Origin of the sequence: Methylobacterium oryzisoli (genome assembly GCF_046557895.1) — a bacterium.
In the GTDB taxonomy this organism is placed as follows: domain Bacteria; phylum Pseudomonadota; class Alphaproteobacteria; order Rhizobiales; family Beijerinckiaceae; genus Methylobacterium; species Methylobacterium oryzisoli.
Map to the genome: position 1 here is coordinate 63,566 of NZ_JBKIBX010000027.1, position 20,055 is coordinate 83,620.

Genomic DNA, 20,055 nt, shown 5'->3' on the forward strand with positions numbered 1-20,055 from the left:
CGCGCGGGCGCGCCCCTGCGCCAGCGCGTCCCCCGCCGCCACCGGGAGCAGGGTGACCAAGAGGGCAAGGACGCGGGCGCGCCTCATGCGGGCTCCACGGCCGCCAGCGCCTCGACCAGGATCCCGGCGAGCCCCGGAGTGGTGGGGAGGGCCTGCGCCTCCTCGACCGTCACCCAGCCGACCGCCAGGGCCTCGTCGCCCGTGACCGGCTCGTGGCGCAGCCAGCGCGCCGCGTGCGGCTGGATCACGAAATGGTACAGCACCCGCCCCTCGCCGTCGCGCTCGATCACCTCGACCGGGCTCAGGGTCGCGACGATCTCGGCCTCGACGCCGACCTCCTCGCGCAGCTCGCGCAGGGCCGTCTCGGCCAGGGTCTCGCCGGTCTCCACGAGGCCGCCGGGCAGCGACCACAGGCCGTGCAGCGCCGCGCCGCCGCGGGCCGCCACCAGGGCGCGCCCCTCGCGCACCACCGCCACGGAGGCGGCAAGGAAGGGCCGCGCCGGGTAGCGCCGGGCGGAGGCGTCCGCCGTCACGGGCGCCAGTCGGCCACGCGGCCGTCCTCCAGCCCGATGAGCACGTGGGCGTGGCGCCCGCTGCCGAGGACCAGCGGCCCGGCCTTGGCGGGCGCCGGCAGGGCCACGCGCGCCCGCTCGGTGATGCCGCCCTTGAGCGAGACCAGCACGAGCGCCCGGCGGTCGCGGGTCGGGATCGCGAGTTCGGCGGTGCCGTCGCCGTCGAGGTCGAGGGCGGCGCCCGAGGCCGCGTAGCCCGGCGCCTCCGCGGCGAGCACCGCGCGCCCCTCGGCGATGCGCCAGTGCTGGAGCCGGCCCTCGCCCGCCTCGGAGCGCACCAGCGCGAGGCTGAGCTTGCCGCTGCCGTCGAAGTTGCCGGCCGCGACCGGGCCGAGGGTGCCGGCCTGGGCCGGCGTCTCGGCGCGCAGCGCCCAGGCCCCGTCCCGGCGCCCGATCACCGCGAGGCTGGTGGCCGGGCCGCGCGCCTTGAGGGCGAGGAGCGCGAGGCCCCCGTCGATCTCGGCCGCCCGCACCTCGTCGCCGGTGAAGACCGCGTCGGGGCCGGCCGGCACGGTGGTGGTCGCCACCGGCACGGGCTTGGGCTCGCTGCTCGGCGCCACGGGCTGGCGCTCGCGCACGGTGATCGCCGGGGGGCCCGCCTCGCTGCCGCGGCCCGAGAGGTAGGCCGAGACCGGTCCGGCGAGCGCGCGCCGCGTGCCGGGCCACGCGTCCCGCGGCGTCTCGGCCGCGGCGAGCCCCTCGGCGGCCTCCGCCGAGACGGGCGTCGCCGCCACGGCCTCGCCCGAGAGGACCAGCACGGCGCCGCCGCCCTCGCCCCAGGCCAGGGCGACGCCGCCCGGCGCCTTGCGCCCGAGGAGGCCCGAGGTCTCGGCCGCCAGCGACGCCTCGCTGCCGGGGCCGCGGATCTGGTCGGCCCGGAAGGCGAGCGGCAGGGTCGCGGCCACGGGCTCGGCCGCCGCGGGCGCGACCGCCGCGGAGGCGGCCGTCAGGAGGAGAAGGGCGAGCGCGGCGCGCTCACACATGCTGTCCGCCGTTGATGTGGAGTTCGGCCCCGTTCACGTAGGACGAGGCCTCGGTGCACAGGAAGTAGATCGCCTTGGCGACCTCGTCGGGCGTGCCCAGCCGACGCTGCGGGATCTGCGCCACGAGCTTGTCGGTGCCGGGCGACAGGATCGAGGTGTCGATCTCGCCCGGTGAGATCGCGTTCACCCGCACGCCGAGCGGGCCGAAATCCGCCGCCATCTCGCGGGTGAGGCCGGCGAGCGCCGCCTTCGAGGTGGCGTAGGCCGCCCCCGCGAAGGGATGCACCCGCGAGCCCGCGATGGAGGTGACGTTGACGATCGAGCCGCGGGCGCGGGTGAGTTCGCCGCACAGGCCGCGCGCCAGCAGGATCGGCGCGAAGAAGTTGACCTGAAAGACCCGCTGCCAGTCGGCGAAGGGGGTGTCGATGGCGCCCAGGCGCGCGCCGCCCTCGCCCTTGGGGGAGATGCCGGCGTTGTTGACGAGGGCATGCAGCAGGCCGCCCTCGGCCTCCAGCCGCCGGGCCACCTCCTCGACGCCGCGGATCGTGTCCTGCGGGTCGGCGAGGTCGACCTGGAGGTGATCCTCCGGGCCCATCTCCCAGGGGCAGTTCTCCGGGAAGCCGTGGCGCGAGCAGGTGATGACACGCCAGCCCGCGGCGGAGAAGCGCTTCACGGTGGCGTGGCCGATGCCGCGGCTCGCGCCCGTGAGCAGCATCACGCGCCGGCGTTCGTTGCTGGAGATGGCCAAGGCCGTTCCTCGAATCCGGAGCGGGGCGCGCCCGGGGAGCGGGCGCGCGAACGAGCCTCAGGTCTAAGGCGCCCGGGCGGCGAAATCCAGTCTCGCGGCGCCGCAGCAACGCCGCGGCCGGCGCGCCGTCGCGTGCGAGCCGCCGGGGGCGGCGCCGTCAGGGAAACAGCCGCGCCCGCTCCCACCCGTCGCCCGCCCGGGTGAAGCGCACCCGGTCGTGGAGCCGGAAGGCGCCGTCCTGCCAGAACTCGATGGTGGCGGGCACGATGCGGTAGCCGGTCCAGTGGGGCGGGCGCGGCACGTCACCCTCGGGGAAGCGCGCCGCCGTCTCGGCCACCGCCCGCTCCAGGTCGGCCCGGCTCGCCAGCGGCTGCGACTGCTGGCTCGCCCAGGCGCCCAGCCGGCTGTCGCGCGGGCGCGTGGCGAAGTAGGCGTCGGCCTCCGCCTCCGTCACCCGGCTCACGGCGCCGCGGGCGCGCACCTGCCGGCGGCGGCTCTTCCAGTGGAGGACCAGGGCGGCCTGGGGGTTCTCGGCGAGTTCGACGCCCTTCATCGAGCGGGTGTTGGTGTAGAAGACGAAGCCGCGCGCATCGACCTCCTTGAGGAGCACGATCCGCACGTCCGGCAGCCCGTCCGCGCCCGCGGTCGCCAGCGCCATCGCGTTCGGGTCCTCGGGCTCGGAGGCCTTCGCCTCGGCGAACCAGTCCCGAAAGAGCGCGAACGGGTCGGCCCGCTCGGTGAACTCATCCTTCCTTAACTCGCCCACGGCATCGTCCTCGCATGTGACATCCGGATGCGGGGGCAGACCGGCGTCGCAGGCTCGCGTCGCGGCGCCGGACCGCCCCCGCCGTGAGAACAGGTGTAATGCGTCGTTTCGCGTGTAAAGGACATGGCAGGGAATGCGGCCTGACGGCCGCCCTCCTCGTCGGCCCGGCGCTGCTGGCCGGCGCGCTCGGCCTCGTCGCCCTGGGCGGCTGCACCCAGCCGCTCATCACCTTCGCGGCCAGCCCGGCGCCGCCGCCGCCGGAACCGGCCAGCACCGGCAGCATCGAGACCGGCGCGCCGCGCAGCTTCGGCACCGACCTGTCGGTGGAGGACTGGCGGCGGGCCAAGGCGGCGCTGGGCGTCGCCCTCGATCCGCAGGGCAACGGCCAGCCGGTGAAGTGGGACAACCCCGACTCGAAGATGCGCGGCATGGTCAACCCGACCGGGCTGCCCTACGTCGCCAACGACGAGATCTGCCGCAACTTCCTGGCGACCGTGATCGCGCCGTCCGGCAGCCGGTTCGTGCGCGGCACCGGCTGCCGGCCCTCGGGGGGCGCCTGGGAGTTGAAGAGCCTGAAGGCGACGCGGGCCCCGGCCTGACGCCGCCGGGTGCGCGGCGCGTTGCAATCCGGCAACACGTCGCCCACATTGCGGGCAGTCGATTCCCACGGAGCGCCGACGCTCCACAACGGCATTCCGGACCCTCATGCGCAACCCCTACGACGTGCTCGGCGTCAGCCGCACCGCCGACGAGGCGGAGATCAAGAAGGCCTTCCGCAAGCTCGCGAAGACCTACCACCCCGACCGCAACGCCGACGACGCCAAGGCGAAGGACCGCTTCGCCGAGGTGAACCAGGCCTACGAGATCCTGGGCGACGCCAAGAAGCGCGAGCAGTTCGACCGCGGCGCCATCGACGCCGAGGGCAAGCCGCGCTTCACCGGCTTCGAGGGCTTTCCGGGCGGGGGAGGCGGCGGCGGGCGGGCCGGCGGTTTCTCGGGCTTCGACTTCGAGGCGATGAACCGCGGGCGGGCCGGCGGCTTCGGCGAGGACATTTTTTCGCAGTTCTTCGGCGAGGCCTTTCGCGGCGCGGGCGCCGGCGCGGCGGGCCGCGGGGCGCAGAAGGGCGACGACGTGGCCGCCGACCTGACCATCACCCTGGAGCAGGCGGTCAACGAGGCGACGCTGCGCCTCGCGCTGCCGACCGGGCGCGAGGTCGACGTGGTGGTGCCCAAGGGCGTCGCGGACGGCCAGACGATCCGCCTGCGCGGCCTCGGCCATCCGGGCCGCGGCGGGGCCGAACCCGGCGACGCCCTCCTCACCCTGCACTTCGCGGCCGATCCGCGCTTCCAGGTCGAGGGCGCGGACCTGCGCCTCTCCGTCGAGGTGCCGCTGGAGGACGCGGTGCTGGGCGGTCCGATCCGGGTGCCGACCCTCACGGGCGCCGTGGAGATGAAGATCCCGCCGATGACCAGTTCCGGCCGCACCTTCCGCCTGCGCGGCAAGGGGCTGCCGAGGAAGGACGGCAGCCGCGGCGACCTCCTGGCCAATGTCGCCATCGTGCTGCCCGCGGGCAGCGACGAGGCGCTCGCCGAGTACGCCCGCAAGCGGCGCAGCGCGAAGGCCACCGCGGGCTGACGGCCCGGAGGGCGGGGAGGGGGCGTTCCACGCCGAACCGCCCTCGCCACGCCGCTCAGGCGTCCGGGCCACACCACCTTGCGTTTCATCGCCCGGGGGAGTGCGTGCACTTCCGTCGCCTGCGGGGGTCGGCTAAGGATGCCGGTGCGGAGCCGATCACGGGTGCCCGCGCCCGCGGCCAGGCAGGCCATTCCGCGGCTTTATTCCGGGTGACACATTTCTGGGTGACTCATGGCGGATTCGAACCGGGCACAGATCGAGGATTTCGCGCACGCCGCCCCGCCCCGGCCCGGCCTGCTCGCCGGCAAGCGCGGGCTCGTGCTGGGGGTCGCCAACAACCGCTCGATCGCCTGGGGCATCGCGCGCAGCGCCCGCCAGCACGGCGCCGACCTCGCCTTCACCTACCAGGGCGAGGCGCTCAAGAAGCGCGTCGAGCCGCTGGCGCGTGAACTCGACGCGGCGGTCGTCGGCCATTGCGACGTCACCGACCCGGCCTCGATCGATGCGGTGTTCGCGGCGGCGGGCGAGCATTTCGGCGGCTCGCTCGACTTCGTGATCCACTGCATCGCCTTCTCGGACAAGGACGAGCTGACCGGCCGCTACATCGAGACCAGCGAGGCGAACTTCACCAAGTCGCTGCTGATCTCCTGCTACTCGTTCACGGCGATCGCCCAGCGGGCCGAGAAGCTGATGCGCGACGGCGGCTCGCTGATCACGCTGACCTATTACGGCGCCGAGAAGTGGATGCCGCACTACAACGTGATGGGCGTCGCCAAGGCCGCGCTGGAGGCCTCCGTGCGCTACCTCGCGGCGGATCTCGGCCCCTCGAAGATCCGGGTCAACGCCATCTCGGCCGGGCCGATCAAGACGCTCGCCGCCTCCGGCATCGGCGATTTCCGCTACATCCTGAAGTGGAACGAGTACAACGCCCCCTTGCGCCGGACCGTGACCATCGAGGAGGTCGGCGAGACGGCGAGCTACCTCGTCTCCGACATGTCGCGCGGCATGACCGGCGAGGTGCTGCACGTCGATGCGGGCTACCACGTGGTCGGCATGAAGAACCCCGAGGCGCCCGACATCAACAAGATCGAGGGGTGACCGGCGGGACGTGATCCGGCTCCGGGCTTGACCCTGCTCAGGGCTTGGCGCCCGGCCGGCCGGGGTCCATCATGCGGGTCCCGACGCGAGGACGAGCCCGGGAGCCGCGCATGACCACCCCGAAAGTCGCCATGCTCACCGCCGGGGGCCTCGCGCCCTGCCTGTCGGCGGCGGTCGGCGGGCTGATCGGCCGCTACACCGACCTCGCCCCCGAGATCGAGATCATCGGCTACCGCAGCGGCTATTACGGGCTGCTCAAGGGCGAGGCGCTGCCCGTGACCCCGGAGGTGCGGGCGCAGGCCGCCACGCTCCTGCGCCACGGCGGCTCGCCGCTCGGCAACAGCCGGGTCAAGCTCACCAACGTCAAGGATTGCGTGAAGCGCGGCCTCGTGCGCGAGGGCGAGGACCCGCTCAAGGTGGCGGCCGACCAGCTCGCCCGCGACGACGTGACGATCCTGCACACGATCGGCGGCGACGACACCAACACCACCGCGGCCGACCTCGCCGCCTATCTCGAAGGCAACGGCTACCACCTCACCGTGGTCGGCCTGCCGAAGACCATCGACAACGACGTGGTGCCGATCCGCCAGTCGCTCGGCGCCTGGACGGCGGCCGAGCAGGGCGCGCTCTTCTTCGAAAACATCGTCAACGAGCAGAGCGCCAACCCCAAGATGCTGCTCGTGCACGAGGTGATGGGCCGCAACTGCGGCTGGCTCACCGCCGCCACCGCGCGCGCCTACCGCGAGCGGCTGGCGCGCAAGCGCTTCCTGCCGGCCTTCAACCTCGCGCCTTCCCACCACGACATCGACGCGGTCTACGTGCCGGAGACGCCCATCGACCTCGACCGCGAGGCCGAGCGACTGCGCGGCCGCCTCGCCGAGAAGGACTGCGTCACGCTGTTCATCAGCGAGGGGGCGGGCCTCGACGCGATCGTGGCCGAGATCGAGAGCCGCGGAGAGGTGCTCGGGCGCGACCCCTTCGGGCACGTCAAGATCGACACGGTGAATGTCGGCAAGTGGTTCGCCGACCGCTTCGGCCCGCGCCTCGGCGTCGAGAAGGCGCTGGTGCAGAAATCCGGCCACTTCGCCCGCTCGGCCGCCCCGAACCCCGACGACCTGCGGCTGATCCAGAGCATGGTCGATCTCGCGGTGGAGTGCGCGCTCAAGGGCGTGTCGGGCGTGATCGGCCACGACGAGGAGCACGGGGACCGCCTGCAGGCCATCGCCTTCCCGCGCATCCGCGGCGGCAAGGCCTTCGACCCCACCACCCCCTGGTTCACCGACCTCCTCGACGCGATCGGCCAGCCGCGGGGGTGAGGGTGGGGTGGGTTTGCCTGCCCGAGCCGCTTGGGTGGCTGCCCTGTCCACCACCGGCCAAGCTGCCGGCGGTGGACAGGGCGGCTGCTTACTAGCACCGCAACCGGGGCATCCTGTGGGATCTGAATATTGACGATCGACCAAATTTAGGTTCGAAAAATTAATACTTCTATTCAATTGCAATTTTGCTCCCAAGCAGCATAACGTCTGAGACGTCCGCTCGGCTTCGGCATCGGCCAACTGGCGCACCTTCACCTCAACACTCTGCCCATCGGTGGACACCCGCGCCCAGACGTCGATCGTCACGGCGCGTCCGGCATGGTGGCGGGATCGCGGGCCGCGTGGCGGATGCCGAGGATGACAAGTTCCTCCTCGGTGACCCGCTAGAAGATCAGGTAGGGATACGGCACGAGCACGAGGCGGCGCACCGTCGGGCGGCTCGTACGCTGTCCGCTATAGGGATGCTCGGTCAGAAGACCGATCGCCGTCCGGATGCGCGACCGGACGCGCCGCGCCCCGTGCGGAGAATGCTCCGCGAGCCCGCCGAGAACCTGCGCCAACTTGGCGATCGCCTCTTTCGTGTAGCGCAGCTTCACAGGCCGTATCTGGCCCAGACGGCCCGGACCTCCTCCTCGGGCGTGATCTGATAGACATCGCCCTCATCGTCGCCGGCAAGGCGGAGCAGAAGGCGGGCACACGCGTCCTGCGTCTCGGGGGGGAGGGCGCGGACGCGCGCGAAGGCTTGGTCGAGGAGCCGTGTCATGCGCTCACTATGTGCCTAATAGGCTCTCAGAAAAAGCACAAAGAAATCAGTTGCTTGAGTTTGCGCGAGACCGAGAACCGGCGCCCGGACGGCGAGGCGGACGACGCGCCCCACCCCCTCATCCGACCGGATGATGCGGCGACAATGTCCCTGCGGTAGAGTGATCACGGTAAGGCGAGCGAGACGGAGCCGATCGTCCCGACCGGGATGCGGTGGCCCGGCACGACCCCTGCGCCACGGCCGGTCTGGATCCCCGCGGCGCGCGGTCCATGCGGCTTCGACGCCGTGAACGGCCCCGATCGATCGGCCGTGCCCCTGAATCGCAGGGAGGACGCCATGAGGCATGCGCGGCCCGGCCCATCCTCGATCCCGCCGCGTCGCGGCGGCACGGCGAGAAGCGTGATTCGCGGCGCATCGCTCGCGACGATGGCGGTGCTCGCGGGCGGTCCCTGGGAATCCCGCTCCTCCGGCCTCGCGCCGGCGGCGGAGAGTGCGCCGCCCTTGCCCGGCTACCGGGCCTGCGATGCCTACAGGCACGCCCTCGCGGCGCACGGCACCGACGCCTCCTTCGTGCGGCAGGTCCACGGCGGACACACCTACGCGATGCAGGCCTCCCGGACGGCGGAGATCGCCATCGCCTGCGTGGCGTCCAACTCGCTGCATCAGGTCGGCCTCACGACGAGCGGCGGCCGCCCGGCCGGGACCGCCGCGTGGTTCGACCTCGTCGCCCGCGCGGTCGCCAGCCTCAAGCCGGGCCTCGCCCCCGACGAGGTCCAGGCCCTGGTCTCGGTCCTTCGCGACGGCGCAGGAGCCAAGGCCCGGCAAAACCTCATCAGCAAGGAGCAGTACATCGGAGACGATCACATCACCCTGCAGGATTATAGCCTACACTATACTGTATCGGCCAGATGCCACCATTTCGGCATCCAGTCCGACAAGCGATGGCCGTCCGACTGACGGCCTGCCCGGATCGGCCTCGCCGCGGACGCGCCGGGCCCTCGGAGCGGAGCGATGCCGGCAGCAGGCGGCCCGGAGCAGCGCGACCGCGCGACGAGCGCCCTGATCCTGCAGGATGCTCGCCCGTATCTGTACAGCGGCGCAGCCTTTACGGCCCTTTTAGAATTCACCAGCAATACTCCGAAACAGTTCCAATAATGGGGTGGAGATCATCATGCGGCTCGGCATCGGGACGAAGGTCCATGCCATCACGGTGGCGGCCCTCGTCGGCATCCTGGCCGTTTCCGGGATCTGTCTCCTGAGCCTGCGCGATCAGATCGAGCAGAGCCGGATGACCAAGACCCGGCACCTCGCCGAGGCTGCCCACGGCATCCTGAGCTACTTCGAGGGCGAGGAGCGCGCCGGGCGCCTCTCCCGCGAGGCGGCCCAGAAGGCCGCGGTCGGCGCCGTCAAGGCGCTGCGCTACGAGGGCCAGGAGTACTTCTGGATCAACGACATGCACCCGCGGATGATCGCCCATCCGATCAAGCCCGAGCTGGAGGGCCGGGACCTCGGCGAGACCAAGGACCCGTCGGGCAAGCGCCTGTTCGTCGCCTTCGTGGACGAGGTGAAGGCGCACGGCGCCGGCTTCGTCGGCTATCTCTGGCCCAAGCCGGGCTCCGAGGCGCCCGTCCCGAAGGTCTCCTACGTGCGCGGCTTCCAGCCCTGGGGCTGGCTCATCGGCACCGGCATCTACGCCGACGACACGGCCGCGATCCTGCGGGCCACCGCGTGGCAGGCCGGGAGCGGGGTGCTCGTGGTGATCGGGCTGATCGCCGCGCTCGCCACCCTGATCGGCCGGCGCGTGACCCGGCCGGTGACGGCGCTGAACGCGACCATGCACCGGCTGGCGCAGGGCGACACCGCCGTGAGCGTGCCCGCGCAGGAGCGCCGGGACGAGATCGGCGCCATGGCGCGCGCCGTCGAGGTGTTCAAGCAGGCGCTCATCGCCAAGCGGGCGGCCGACGAGGCGGTGGCGACCGACACCGAGGGCAAGGCGCGGCGGGCGCATGCCCTGGACCAGCTGATGCAGCGCTTCGAGGCCAGGACCGGGCTCCTCACCGGCAGCCTCGCCACGGCCGCCCGCGACCTGGAGGGCACGGCCCGGATCCTGACCGACACCGCCGCGCTGACCACCACCCAGTCGGGGCGGGTGGTCGTGGCGGCCGACGAGACTTCCGCCAACGTGAACACCGTCGCGGCGGCCACCGAGGAGATGTCCGCCTCGATCCGCGAGATCGCCACCCAGGTCGCCCACACCTCAACGATCGCCGAGAAGGCCGCGCTGAACGCCGAGCGCAGCGACCGGATCGTGCAGGGCCTCGCGGACGGGGCCGACCGGATCGGCGCCGTGCTGAACCTGATCTCGGGGATCGCCTCCCAGACCAACCTGCTCGCGCTCAACGCCACCATCGAGGCGGCCCGGGCCGGCGAGGCGGGCCGGGGCTTCGCCGTCGTGGCGAGCGAGGTCAAGCAGCTCGCCGGGCAGACCGCCAAGGCCACCGAAGAAATCGCCGGCCAGATCGGCTTCATCCAGGGCGAGACCCGCCAGGCCGTCGAGGCGATCCAGGCCGTGGGCCAGACCATCGCCGAGATGCGCACGATCGCCGGCAGCGTCGCCGCCGCCATGGAGGAGCAGAGCGCCGCGACGCAGGAGATCGTGCGCAACGTGGCCGAGGCGGCCGGCGGCACGCAGGCGGTGTCGGAGAGCATCGGCACGGTGAAGGCCGGCGCGGACGAGACCGGCGCGGCCTCGGCGCGCGTGCTCACCGCCGCCCAGGAACTGTCGCGCTACTCGGGCGAACTCGGCCGCGAGGTGGAGACCCTGCTGGAGGGGGTCAAGGCGGCCTGAGTGCCGGTCCCCGGCGCGCCGGACCCGCTCAGCGCGAGGGCCGGCCTCGGGCCGGGCGCCGGAGCAGATCTCCGGGACCCGGCCCGCTTCCGCCTGATCATCGGCGATGGACCTGCGCCAGGAAGGCCGAATGGATCCGGCTGCAGTGGCGGACAAACCGACGTCGTCGATCGTATCGCCCCCTTCCGAGGGGCGCGAAAACAGTCGATGATTGTTAAATTTGATATTCCGGTCGGATTAGGTTATTTTTCTTCTGATTTTCTTATGACTTCGCCACTGGCGGCTGACCGATGAATGGCTCGTGCGGCCCTGCGATGCGCGTCGATCGCTGAGGACGTCGCGCAGGCTTCTGTCCGACCGCGTGCGGGGGAGAACGCCTCGATGATCGCAGCGACAGGCGTCGCGCTGCCGCCCCTCCCGCCCGGCCCGGCCGAGGGCTGCGGGGAGGCGCTGCCGCCCCTGATGTCCGCCCCGGGCCTGATCGGCACGCGCGTCCTGTTCGGACGCAGGCAGGAGATCTTCGGGGCGGGCGAGGAGGCCAGATCCGTCTACCGCGTGATCAGCGGGGCGGTCCACGGCTTCACAAGCCTCGCCGACGGCCGCAGGCAGGTCAACGCCTTCCACCTCCCGGGCGACGTCTTCGGCCTCGGCGCGGGGCCGCTGCACAGCCATTCCGCCGAGGCCGTCGTCGAGACGGCGGCGATGGTCTATCCCCGCCGGCCCTTCGAGGAGGCCGCCCGCCGCGACGGGCACCTCGCCTACACCCTGTGGCTGGCCGCGCTGCGCCAGCTCGAACACGGGCAGGATCACGTCCTGCTGCTCGGGCGCCGCTCGGCGGTCGAACGCGTCGCGGCCTTCCTGGCGCAGATCGAGCGGCGCTCGGTCGGATCGGGCTGGTTCGTCCTGCCGATGACCCGGCGCGACATCGCCGACTATCTCGGGCTGACGATCGAGACGGTCTCGCGCGCGGTGACGCGGCTGGAGGCCGAGGGCGCGCTCCTGCGGGCGGGGGCCAAGCGCATCCGGCTCTGCCACGCAGCGCTCCGCCACGTCATGGGCGACTGAGGTCCCGTCGTCCGCGTGGCGGGCGCCGCGCGGAGATGTCCCGTCCGATCAAGCCGCGCGGGCGCGACCTGCGAGGATGGGACGCCATCCCGACATGGCGGCCGGGCGAGAAGCGACCATGCTCCGCTGTCCCTCCCTCCTCCTCGCCCTGCTGATCCTCGTGGCTGCGCCTCCGGAGGCCGCCCGCGCGCAGGGGGATCCGGGCGCCGCCCTGCCGGTCGGCACGGTCGCGGCCCAGCGCCGGGCGATCGACAAGGCGTTCGACTTCGTCGGACGCGTCGAGGCGGTGAGCCGGGTCGAGGTGCGGGCGCGGGTGACCGGCTATCTCGACGCCGTGCTGTTCAAGGAGGGGGACCCGGTCAAGGAGGGCGCCCCGCTCTACCAGATCGAGCCCGACCTGTTCGAGGCGGCGGTGATGCAGGCCGAGGGCGCGCTGGAGCGCAGCCGGGCGGCCCAGACCCTCGCGGCGATCCAGCTGCAGCGGGCGCAGGAGCTGCTCGACCGCAACGCCGGCACGGTGGTGGCCCGCGACCAGGCCCGCGCCGCCCTCGACCAGTCCAAGGGCGCGGTAACGGGCGACGAGGCGGCCCTGCGCACCGCCCAGATCAACCTCGGCTACACGAAGATCGTCTCGCCGATCGCCGGCCGCATCGGCCGCACCAGCGTGACGAAGGGCAACGTGGTGGGTCCCGACAGCGGGGTGCTCACCACCATCGTCAGCCAGGACCCGATGTACGTCACCTTCCCGGTGAGCCAGCGCGAGTTCCTGCGCGTGCAGGAGGGCAAGGAGCAGGTCGACCGCAGCAAGGTCGCCGTGCGGATCCGCTTCCCGGACGGCTCCACCTACGGGCAGGTCGGGCGGGTGGACTTCGTCAACGTCAGCGTCGACCGCACCACCGACACGGTGCTGGTGCGCGCCGTCATGCCCAACCCGTCCGGCGGCTTGCGCGACGGGCAGCTGGTGCAGGTCTTCCTCCAGACCGGGGCGCCGGAGGAGAAGATCGTGGTGCCCCAGGCGGCGCTCATCGCCGACCAGGGCGGCGTCTACGTCTTCGTGGTCGAGGACGGGCGGGCGGTGGTCCGGCGGGTGAAGCCCGGCCCCGGCGCGGGCGGCCAGGACGTGGTGATCGAGGAGGGGCTCTCGGGCGGCGAACCCGTCATCGTCGAGGGCCTGCAGCGGGTGCGGCCCGGGGTGTCCGTGCGGGCGAACCCGATCGTCCCGCCCACGAGCAGGACCTGACCGATGCTCTCCGCCATCTTCGTCGACCGGCCGCGGCTCGCGGTGGTGATCGCCATCGTCACCACGATCGCGGGGGCGCTGGCGCTGCTCGCCATCCCGGTGGCGCAGTACCCCGACATCGTGCCCCCGCAGGTCTCCGTGACGACGACCTATCCGGGCGCCTCCGCGGCGGTGGTGGAAACCACCGTGGCCCAGCCGATCGAGTCCCAGGTCGTCGGCGTCGACAAGATGATCTACATGAAGAGCGTGAGCGGCAACGACGGCAGCTACACGCTCACGGCCTCGTTCGAACTCGGCACCGACCCCGACATCAACGCCGTCAACGTCAACAACCGGGTCCAGATCGCGCTGGCGAAGCTGCCCGAGGACGTCCGCCGCCAGGGCGTGACGGTCAAGAAGAAATCCTCGGCGCTGCTCGGCGTGCTCGCCGTCTCCTCGCCGAAGAGCGTCCAGGACCCGCTCTTCATCTCGAACTACGTCACCATCAACCTGCTCGACCGGATCAAGAGCACGCCCGGGGTCGGCGACGCGACGCTGTGGGGGCCGCAGGACTACGCCATGCGGGCGTGGCTGCGCACCGACCACCTCACCGGCCTCAACCTGACGGCGGGCGACGTCATCGCGGCCATCCAGGCCCAAAACGTCCAGGCCCCGGTCGGGCGGATCGGCGCGCGCCCGATCTCCGACGAGCAGCAGCTCCAGCTCAGCATCCAGACGCAGGGGCGGCTGACCTCGCCCGAGCAGTTTCGCGACATCGTGCTGCGCACGAACCCGGACGGCTCGCTCCTGCGCCTCGGCGAGGTGGCCCGGATCGAACTCGGCGCGGCGAGCCTCGACCGCGAGACGCGGCTCAACGGCAGCCCGGCAACGGTCGTCGCCATCTACCAGTCGCCCGGCGCCAACGCGCTCACCACCCTGACCGAGGTCAAGCGGCGGGTCGCCGACCTCGCCAAGGCCTTCCCCGAGGGCCTGGAGTGGAAGATCACCTACGACCCGACCACCTTCATCACCGAGACGGTGCACGAGGTGCAGAAGACGCTGGTCGAGGCGTTCGTCCTCGTCGTCGTCGTGGTCTTTCTCTTCCTCGGCAGCGTCCGGGCGACGCTGATCCCGACCATCGCCGTGCCGGTGAGCCTGATCGGCACCTTCGTGGCGCTGAAGGCGGTCGGCTACTCGGCGAACTCGGTCTCGCTGCTCGCCCTGGTGCTGGCGATCGGCATCGTGGTCGACGACGCCATCGTGGTGGTCGAGAACGTCGAGCGGGTGATGGAGGAGCATCCGGAGCTGTCCCCGCGCGAGGCGACCAAGCGCGCCATGGCGGAGATCACCGCCCCGATCATCGCCATCACCCTGGTGCTACTCTCCGTCTTCGTGCCGGTGGCCTTCGTGCCCGGCATCTCGGGGGAGCTCTTCCGCCAGTTCGCCGTGGCGGTGGCGGTCTCGATGGCCCTGTCGGCCATCAACGCGCTCACCCTCTCGCCCGCCCTGTGCGGGGTGCTGCTGCGGCCCCATCACGGCCCGCGCCGCGGCGTCATGGGCTACGTGATGCGCAGCATCGACCGGGTGCGCGACGGCTACGGCGCGGCGGTCGCCCGCATCGTGCGCCTGTCGGCGATCGGCCTCGTGCTCGCGCTCGCGGCCGCCTGGGGCACGGCGCAGCTCGCCAAGATCACGCCCACGGGCTTCCTCCCGGAGGACGACCAGGGCGCCTTCTTCGTGGTGGTGCAGCTGCCCGAGGGCGCCGCCGTCGGCCGGACCGCGGAGGTGACGGCCCGGGCCGAGGCGGCCCTGCGCGAGGAGCACGCGGTGGCCGACGTCACCTCGGTGATCGGCCTCAACTTCATCGACAACTACTCGCAGAGCAACGCGGCCTTCCTGGTGGTGACCCTCAAGCCCTTCGAGGAGCGGAAGGGGGCGGGCGACCGGGCGGACGCGCTGATCGCGCGGCTGGGCCAGCGCTTCCGAGAAATCCCGGGCGGGCTGGTCGTGCCGCTGGCGCCCCCGCCGATCATCGGCCTGGGGACGGGCGGCGGCTTCGCCTACGTGCTGGAGGACCTGCGCGGCGGCGACCCGAAGGAGCTCGCCCAGGTGCTGCGCGGCCTGATCATCGCGGCCAACCAGGAGCCGCAGCTCAACCGGGTGTTCAGCACCTTCTCGGCGACGAACCCCTCGGTCTTCCTCGACATCGACCGCAACAAGGTCCAGATCCTCGGCGTGTCGCTCGACGCGGTGTTCCAGGCGCTCCAGGCCTCGCTCGGGGGCTACTACGTCAACGACATCAACCTGTTTGGCCGCACCTGGCAGGTCCAGGTCCAGGCGGAGGCCGCCGACCGGGCGAGCATCGACGACATCTACCGCATCAACATGCGCAACCGCGACGGCCAGATGGTGCCGCTGCGCAGCCTCGCGGAGGTGCGGATCGTGGTCGGGCCGCCCGCGCTGATCCGCTACAACAACCTGCGCGCCGTGACCGTGCAGGGCTCGCCGGCCGCGGGCGTTTCCTCGGGGCAGGCGCTCGCCGCCATGGAGACGGTCGCGGCCCGCACCCTGCCGGCCGGCTTCGGCGGGGAATGGACCGACACCGCCTTCCAGGAGAAGCGAGCGGAGGGCAAGACCGCGATCATCCTCGCCTTCGCGGTGCTGTTCGCCTTCCTGTTCCTCGTCGGCCTCTACGAGAGCTGGACGATCCCCGTGCCGGTGCTGCTGTCGGTGACGGTGGGCATCCTGGGGGCCTACGCGGCGATGGTCTGGGGCCGGCTCACCCTCGACCTCTACGCCCAGATCGGCATGGTGGTGCTGATCGGGCTCGCGGCCAAGAACGGCATCCTCATCGTCGAGTTCGCCAAGGAGCAGCGGGAGAAGGGCGTGGCCCTGCACGAGGCGGCCACCGAGGGGGCGCGGCTGCGCTTCCGCCCCGTGATGATGACCTCCTTCGCCTTCATCCTCGGCCTGCTGCCGCTCGTCGTCGCCTCGGGCGCCTCCGAACTCGCCCGGCGCCACGTCGGCACGCCGGTCTTCGGGGGCATGATCGCCGCGTCCTTCCTCGGCATCTTCGTGATCCCGCCGCTCTACGTGGTGTTCCAGGGCCTGCGCGAGCGGGCGTGGCGGCTCATGGGCGGGCAAGGCAAGGGAACGACCGGACCGGAGGCGCCTACCCCGACGGCGAAGCCCCCGGCGGCCGCGCCGGGACATCTCCCGGCCGAGTAGCCCGCGGGGATCCGGGGGGCGGAAGCGCCCCGGAGGCGCGCACGGGTCTCATACCAACGGCCCAGGATGCTGACGCATCGGGCCGTTGAGTTATCTCGAATTTTCGACATCAAGCCAAGGACTTGACGAAAATTCGAGAGCGGAATCAACGGTCATTGGAACTGACCGTTGGTCTCATGGCAGGGTTCGTGGCCTCGTCCGCGACCGGCGGCAGCCCGGATGCNACTTGACGAAAATTCGAGAGCGGAATCAACGGTCATTGGAACTGACCGTTGGTCTCATGGCAGGGTTCGTGGCCTCGTCCGCGACCGGCGGCAGCCCGGATGCGGCGGCAGTCGGGACGCGGCGATCTCGAAACCCCGGACGAGGCTCGGCACGGCGGGCGGCTCCGGCCTGGGACCGGCCGCCGCTCAGAAGCGGTAGCCGATGCCCGCGCCGATGATCAGCATGTCGAGCCGCAAGGTCGCGCTGCCGGGGCCGATCCGGGAGACCTGCGGCGGCAGGAAGATCTTCTTGATCTCCACGTTGGCGTACCAGCCGCCGGCGAGGTGGTAGTCGAACCCCGCCTGGAGCATCGGTCCCAGCTGCGGGTCGGCCTTCATCGTGGTGACGAGCGGCTTCGCCGGCTCGTAGGCGAGGGGGCGCGTGTAGCCGGCGCCCGCACCGAGATACGGGTTGAAGGCGGCGTGGGGGAAGAGATGGACCTGGACCGCGCCCGTCATGGCGAGGCTCCAAGTCGAGCCGATCGGCAGGTCGCCGATGAGCGAGCCGCGGATCGAGGTCTTGGTCGAGACGACGCCGGCCTGCCCCGCGACCGCGACGTGATCGGACAGGAAGTACGTCACGTCGAAATCCGGCAGGGGGCGTGCCGGGGTGATGACGCGCCCGCCGATCGGCTCGACCCGCGAGAACTGGCCGACCGGGATGGCACCGACGACCCGGCCGCGAACGAGGAGGCTCCCGGCGGTCAGCCCGCCCTCAGGTGCCGTGTCCGCCGCCCGACAGGGAGCGGTGGCCGCGACCAGGCCGAGCGCGGCCGCGAGAGCGACGACCCGTCGCGCCGCCATCGAGGCCGGTTCCGAAGGGCGATCCGAGCCCTCGCAGGGCGCGGGCTGCCCGCGCCGGGGCGGCCTCCGCTGCGGCAGAGGACGCTCCGGACGCGGCGCTCGCCCGAGGAAGGGGAGGGACAGGACGGTTCGGTCGACCATGGCTCGTGATTTTCGAAGAGCGTGAGAGATCGTTTCAGGCCATCTCGGATCGCGGCGGCCCGGTGATCGCGATGGTTTTGATGGCGCCGTGGAGCCCGGATGGAGGCTCCGTTCAGGCGGCTCTGGTCTCCGGCTCGGGCAGGGAGGCCGGCAGGTCCAGGCACACGCGGTTGCGCCCGTCCCTCTTGGCGGCGTAGAGGGCGGCATCCGCGCGGGACAGGGCGGGCTCGATCCGCTCCTCGCCGGCCGCCACGATCGAGACCCCGATGCTGGCGGTCACGGTCACGGCCGCGCCGTTCACCGCGAAGGGCTGCCCGGCCGCCGTCCTTCGCAGCCGCTCGGCGACCGCGGCGGCGGCGGCGGCGTCGGCCTGGTCGAGCACGACCAGGAACTCCTCGCCGCCCCAGCGCGCGATGATGTCCTCCTTCCGCATCACGGCGCGCAGGCGCTCGGCGAAGCCGATCAGAACCGCGTCGCCGCCATCGTGGCCGTAGGTGTCGTTGATCGCCTTGAAGTGGTCGATGTCGGCCAGCAGGAGCGCGCGGCGCGGCGGGGACGGCGTGCGGCCGTCCCGCCGGCTCATCGCCGCGAACAGCCCGCGCCGGTTCGCCAGCCCGGTGAGCGGATCGGTTTCGGCCAAGCGGCTGAGCTTCACGTGCGCGCGCTCGCTCACCATGGCCAGGTAGCCGACTTGGATGAAGACGCCGCACCACAGGTCGAACAGCAGCGAGAAGACGCCGCTCTCGGGCGAAGCGAGGCGCTCGCTCGCGAGATGGACCACGCCGATCGACAGGAGGAAGACGCAGAAATATCCGCCGAAGCCCGAGAGGACGATGTACTGCGTCCACAGGCGCATCGCGGCGGGTGTTCTCAGGATCTCCCGGATGCACAAGGCCGTGCTGAGCGCGATGCCGCCGAACACCGTGGTGAGGCACCACGACATCGACACGCCGGCCTGCAGCAGGATGCCGTAGGGCAGGCCGGAGGCCAGGGCGAGCACGAGGGTCTGCGGAACGAGGGCCGTCCGCTCGTAGAAGAGGCGCAGGCCCGCCCAGGACGTGGCGAGGCTCGCGCCGTACAGGACGTAGACGGCGCTGCCCTTGACGGCGTTCAGCGGGACGCTCGGCGGATCGCCCAGCATCATCAGCGAGGCCACCAGCGAGCAGCACAGCGCGCCGGCCCAGACCCCGAAGTAGATCTCGCGCGGGTGCCGCAGCAGGGTGACGAAGAACACCAGGACGAAGGCGAGACGGCTGCTGATGCTGGCGACCTGAAGGGTGTGGAAGTCGAGCATGGCGGTTCAGGTCCTCCGCGGAAGACCCGCATCTCGGGGTGCTCCGGCGCGAAAGCGGATGGCCGGTGCAGCGCGAGGCCCGTCGGGGCAGCGGTGCGGCGCCGATCCTGCGGTCCACCCGTCGGTGAGCGGCGGAGCGGTGCGGCGCATCACGGAGCCGCGCGTCTCAAGGGCCGATTTTGCAGCGGGGCCTCGCCCCATCGCGGTCCTCGCGCCTCCCGGAGGAGCGACGCGGCGGCCTCGCCCGCGAGCGGCCGGCTGAACAGGAAACCCTGCAGCTCGGCGGAACCGATCTCGCGAAGCGTCCGGGCCTCGTCCTCGGTCTCGATCCCCTCGGCGGTCACCGCCATCCCGAAATGATGCGCGATGTCGTGCATCGTCCGGATCAGGAACCGGCTCTCCCGTCCCTCGCTCAAGGCTCTGATGAACGAGCGGTCGATCTTGATCCTGTCGAAGGCGAAGCGCTGCAGGTAGCCGAGCGACGAGAAGCCGGCTCCGAAATCGTCGAGGGCGACGCCGACGCCGAGGGCGCGAAGGCCCGCGATGCTGCGGAGCGCGGCAGCGGCGTCCCCCATCAGAACCCCTTCGGTCACTTCCAGTTCGAGGCGGGCGGCCGGCAATCCGCTCGCGCGCAGCGCGGCGGCGACCGCGGCCGTGAAGCCCGGCTCCTGCAATTGAACCGGCGAGACGTTCACGCAGACCCGGCAGACGTCCGGCCACGCCGCCGCCTGCCGGCAGGCGGTGCCGAGAACCCACGCCCCGATCGGGAGGATGTCTCCCGTCCTCTCGGCCAGGGGCACGAAGGACGCGGGTGGGACCGCCCCCCGGGACGGGTGCTGCCAGCGCAGCAGCGCTTCGCAGCCCGTGATCGCCCCCGTCGTCGCCGACACGATGGGCTGGTAGACGAGCGAGAACTCGTCCCTGGACAGGGCCGCCAGCAGATCCGCGTTCCGCAGATCCTCGACGCGAGGCTGGACGTGCCGAGCACCCGCGATGACGTCGCCGGTCGATGGCTCCGAGTGGCGATCCCGCGCGGCCGCATCGAGGACGGCCGAGAGTGCGGTCCGATCGGTGCTCCGCCGGTCCTCCGCGGGAGACAGGCTGTACGGCGGGACGGCCGGTTCGCTTCTCATGGGAGACGCTTCGTGAGGGGTGCTGTACGCATCATGTTCCGGGCCGCCTCGCACCTGTCGCGAGCCATGACGTTGTGACGCTCAAGTCAACAAACGATAATCAGCGGCACCTAGAGCGTTTTCGGTTTAATCTGGATCGTATCCGGCAGCGATGAAGAAGTTGGCACACTCGTCGGGCG

General features: G+C 71.8%; 18 protein-coding genes. 9 read left to right on the forward strand and 9 right to left on the reverse strand.

What is annotated here, in order from left to right:
- Positions 1-83 precede the first annotated feature (83 nt).
- The 4 genes from ACKUB9_RS22440 to pdxH all read right to left on the reverse strand — a co-directional run bounded on the left by ACKUB9_RS22440 (position 84) and on the right by pdxH (position 3,069).
- Positions 84-533, reverse strand: a complete 450-nt coding sequence (locus ACKUB9_RS22440; RefSeq protein WP_407526871.1) for an NUDIX hydrolase — start codon at positions 531-533, stop codon at positions 84-86.
- Positions 530-1,555, reverse strand: coding sequence for a hypothetical protein (locus ACKUB9_RS22445; RefSeq protein WP_407526874.1), 1,026 nt, complete (start codon positions 1,553-1,555; stop codon positions 530-532). The genes ACKUB9_RS22440 and ACKUB9_RS22445 overlap by 4 nt, the downstream gene beginning before the upstream one ends.
- The gene (locus ACKUB9_RS22450; protein ID WP_407526917.1) at positions 1,548-2,270 is read right to left on the reverse strand and encodes an SDR family NAD(P)-dependent oxidoreductase; all 723 of its coding nucleotides are present in this window, start codon (positions 2,268-2,270) and stop codon (positions 1,548-1,550) included. The genes ACKUB9_RS22445 and ACKUB9_RS22450 overlap by 8 nt, the downstream gene beginning before the upstream one ends.
- A 190-nt stretch (positions 2,271-2,460) precedes the next feature.
- Entirely contained in the window at positions 2,461-3,069 is a 609-nt protein-coding gene (gene pdxH / locus ACKUB9_RS22455) for a pyridoxamine 5'-phosphate oxidase (RefSeq protein ID WP_407526877.1), read from the reverse strand.
- A 98-nt stretch (positions 3,070-3,167) separates the two neighbouring features.
- Here pdxH and ACKUB9_RS22460 point away from each other — a divergent pair, with 98 nt between their 5' ends.
- The 4 genes from ACKUB9_RS22460 to ACKUB9_RS22475 all read left to right on the forward strand — a co-directional run bounded on the left by ACKUB9_RS22460 (position 3,168) and on the right by ACKUB9_RS22475 (position 7,118).
- Positions 3,168-3,668, forward strand: a complete 501-nt coding sequence (locus ACKUB9_RS22460; protein ID WP_407526880.1) for an RT0821/Lpp0805 family surface protein — start codon at positions 3,168-3,170, stop codon at positions 3,666-3,668.
- Between the two features lie 106 nt (positions 3,669-3,774).
- Positions 3,775-4,704, forward strand: a complete 930-nt coding sequence (locus ACKUB9_RS22465; protein WP_407526882.1) for a DnaJ C-terminal domain-containing protein — start codon at positions 3,775-3,777, stop codon at positions 4,702-4,704.
- Between the two features lie 231 nt (positions 4,705-4,935).
- Positions 4,936-5,802: an enoyl-ACP reductase FabI gene (gene fabI / locus ACKUB9_RS22470; RefSeq protein WP_407526885.1), complete on the forward strand. Its 867-nt coding sequence runs from the start codon at positions 4,936-4,938 to the stop codon at positions 5,800-5,802.
- A gap of 110 nt (positions 5,803-5,912) precedes the next feature.
- A complete protein-coding gene (locus tag ACKUB9_RS22475; RefSeq protein ID WP_407526887.1) occupies positions 5,913-7,118 on the forward strand; it encodes a pyrophosphate--fructose-6-phosphate 1-phosphotransferase in 1,206 nt (401 codons plus the stop codon).
- A 383-nt stretch (positions 7,119-7,501) separates the two neighbouring features.
- Here ACKUB9_RS22475 and ACKUB9_RS22480 read toward each other — a convergent pair whose 3' ends face one another.
- Entirely contained in the window at positions 7,502-7,714 is a 213-nt protein-coding gene (locus ACKUB9_RS22480; RefSeq protein ID WP_407526890.1) for a type II toxin-antitoxin system RelE/ParE family toxin, read from the reverse strand.
- Positions 7,711-7,881 carry a hypothetical protein gene (locus ACKUB9_RS22485; RefSeq protein WP_407526892.1) on the reverse strand — a complete coding sequence of 57 codons (171 nt, stop codon included), beginning with the start codon at positions 7,879-7,881 and terminating at the stop codon, positions 7,711-7,713. The genes ACKUB9_RS22480 and ACKUB9_RS22485 overlap by 4 nt, the downstream gene beginning before the upstream one ends.
- Before the next feature lie 399 nt (positions 7,882-8,280).
- Between ACKUB9_RS22485 and ACKUB9_RS22490 the strand changes: the two genes are divergently transcribed.
- The 5 genes from ACKUB9_RS22490 to ACKUB9_RS22510 all read left to right on the forward strand — a co-directional run bounded on the left by ACKUB9_RS22490 (position 8,281) and on the right by ACKUB9_RS22510 (position 16,241).
- Positions 8,281-8,838, forward strand: coding sequence for a hypothetical protein (locus ACKUB9_RS22490; protein ID WP_407526895.1), 558 nt, complete (start codon positions 8,281-8,283; stop codon positions 8,836-8,838).
- Between the two features lie 214 nt (positions 8,839-9,052).
- Positions 9,053-10,729: a methyl-accepting chemotaxis protein gene (locus ACKUB9_RS22495; RefSeq protein WP_407526898.1), complete on the forward strand. Its 1,677-nt coding sequence runs from the start codon at positions 9,053-9,055 to the stop codon at positions 10,727-10,729.
- A 381-nt stretch (positions 10,730-11,110) separates the two neighbouring features.
- Positions 11,111-11,794: a helix-turn-helix domain-containing protein gene (locus ACKUB9_RS22500; RefSeq protein ID WP_407526901.1), complete on the forward strand. Its 684-nt coding sequence runs from the start codon at positions 11,111-11,113 to the stop codon at positions 11,792-11,794.
- A gap of 118 nt (positions 11,795-11,912) precedes the next feature.
- The gene (locus ACKUB9_RS22505; RefSeq protein WP_407526904.1) at positions 11,913-13,034 is read left to right on the forward strand and encodes an efflux RND transporter periplasmic adaptor subunit; all 1,122 of its coding nucleotides are present in this window, start codon (positions 11,913-11,915) and stop codon (positions 13,032-13,034) included.
- Between the two features lie 3 nt (positions 13,035-13,037).
- Positions 13,038-16,241 (forward strand): efflux RND transporter permease subunit, encoded by a 3,204-nt coding sequence (locus ACKUB9_RS22510; RefSeq protein ID WP_407526906.1) that lies wholly within the window; start codon positions 13,038-13,040, stop codon positions 16,239-16,241.
- Positions 16,242-16,651: 410 nt separating this feature from the next.
- Here ACKUB9_RS22510 and ACKUB9_RS22515 read toward each other — a convergent pair whose 3' ends face one another.
- The 3 genes from ACKUB9_RS22515 to ACKUB9_RS22525 form a co-directional block, all read right to left on the reverse strand.
- Positions 16,652-17,308 carry an OmpW/AlkL family protein gene (locus ACKUB9_RS22515; protein ID WP_407526909.1) on the reverse strand — a complete coding sequence of 219 codons (657 nt, stop codon included), beginning with the start codon at positions 17,306-17,308 and terminating at the stop codon, positions 16,652-16,654.
- 253 nt (positions 17,309-17,561) lie between these two features.
- Entirely contained in the window at positions 17,562-18,743 is a 1,182-nt protein-coding gene (locus tag ACKUB9_RS22520; protein WP_407526912.1) for a GGDEF domain-containing protein, read from the reverse strand.
- Positions 18,744-18,892: 149 nt separating this feature from the next.
- Positions 18,893-19,876, reverse strand: a complete 984-nt coding sequence (locus tag ACKUB9_RS22525) for an EAL domain-containing protein (protein WP_407526915.1) — start codon at positions 19,874-19,876, stop codon at positions 18,893-18,895.
- Between the last annotated feature and the right edge of the window lie 179 nt (positions 19,877-20,055).

Excerpts from the sequence above, each read along its gene's own strand:
- ACKUB9_RS22445 (WP_407526874.1), bottom strand. The coding sequence starts at position 1,555 with ATGTGTGAGCGCGCCGCGCTCGCCCTTCTCCTCCTGACGGCCGCCTCC.
- ACKUB9_RS22450 (WP_407526917.1), bottom strand. The coding sequence starts at position 2,270 with ATGCTGCTCACGGGCGCGAGCCGCGGCATCGGCCACGCCACCGTGAAG.
- ACKUB9_RS22460 (WP_407526880.1), top strand. The coding sequence starts at position 3,168 with ATGCGTCGTTTCGCGTGTAAAGGACATGGCAGGGAATGCGGCCTGACG.
- ACKUB9_RS22465 (WP_407526882.1), top strand. The coding sequence starts at position 3,775 with ATGCGCAACCCCTACGACGTGCTCGGCGTCAGCCGCACCGCCGACGAG.
- fabI (WP_407526885.1), top strand. The coding sequence starts at position 4,936 with ATGGCGGATTCGAACCGGGCACAGATCGAGGATTTCGCGCACGCCGCC.
- ACKUB9_RS22475 (WP_407526887.1), top strand. The coding sequence starts at position 5,913 with ATGACCACCCCGAAAGTCGCCATGCTCACCGCCGGGGGCCTCGCGCCC.
- ACKUB9_RS22485 (WP_407526892.1), bottom strand. The coding sequence starts at position 7,881 with ATGACACGGCTCCTCGACCAAGCCTTCGCGCGCGTCCGCGCCCTCCCC.
- ACKUB9_RS22495 (WP_407526898.1), top strand. The coding sequence starts at position 9,053 with ATGCGGCTCGGCATCGGGACGAAGGTCCATGCCATCACGGTGGCGGCC.
- ACKUB9_RS22500 (WP_407526901.1), top strand. The coding sequence starts at position 11,111 with ATGATCGCAGCGACAGGCGTCGCGCTGCCGCCCCTCCCGCCCGGCCCG.
- ACKUB9_RS22505 (WP_407526904.1), top strand. The coding sequence starts at position 11,913 with ATGCTCCGCTGTCCCTCCCTCCTCCTCGCCCTGCTGATCCTCGTGGCT.
- ACKUB9_RS22510 (WP_407526906.1), top strand. The coding sequence starts at position 13,038 with ATGCTCTCCGCCATCTTCGTCGACCGGCCGCGGCTCGCGGTGGTGATC.
- ACKUB9_RS22515 (WP_407526909.1), bottom strand. The coding sequence starts at position 17,308 with ATGGCGGCGCGACGGGTCGTCGCTCTCGCGGCCGCGCTCGGCCTGGTC.
- ACKUB9_RS22520 (WP_407526912.1), bottom strand. The coding sequence starts at position 18,743 with ATGCTCGACTTCCACACCCTTCAGGTCGCCAGCATCAGCAGCCGTCTC.
- ACKUB9_RS22525 (WP_407526915.1), bottom strand. The coding sequence starts at position 19,876 with ATGAGAAGCGAACCGGCCGTCCCGCCGTACAGCCTGTCTCCCGCGGAG.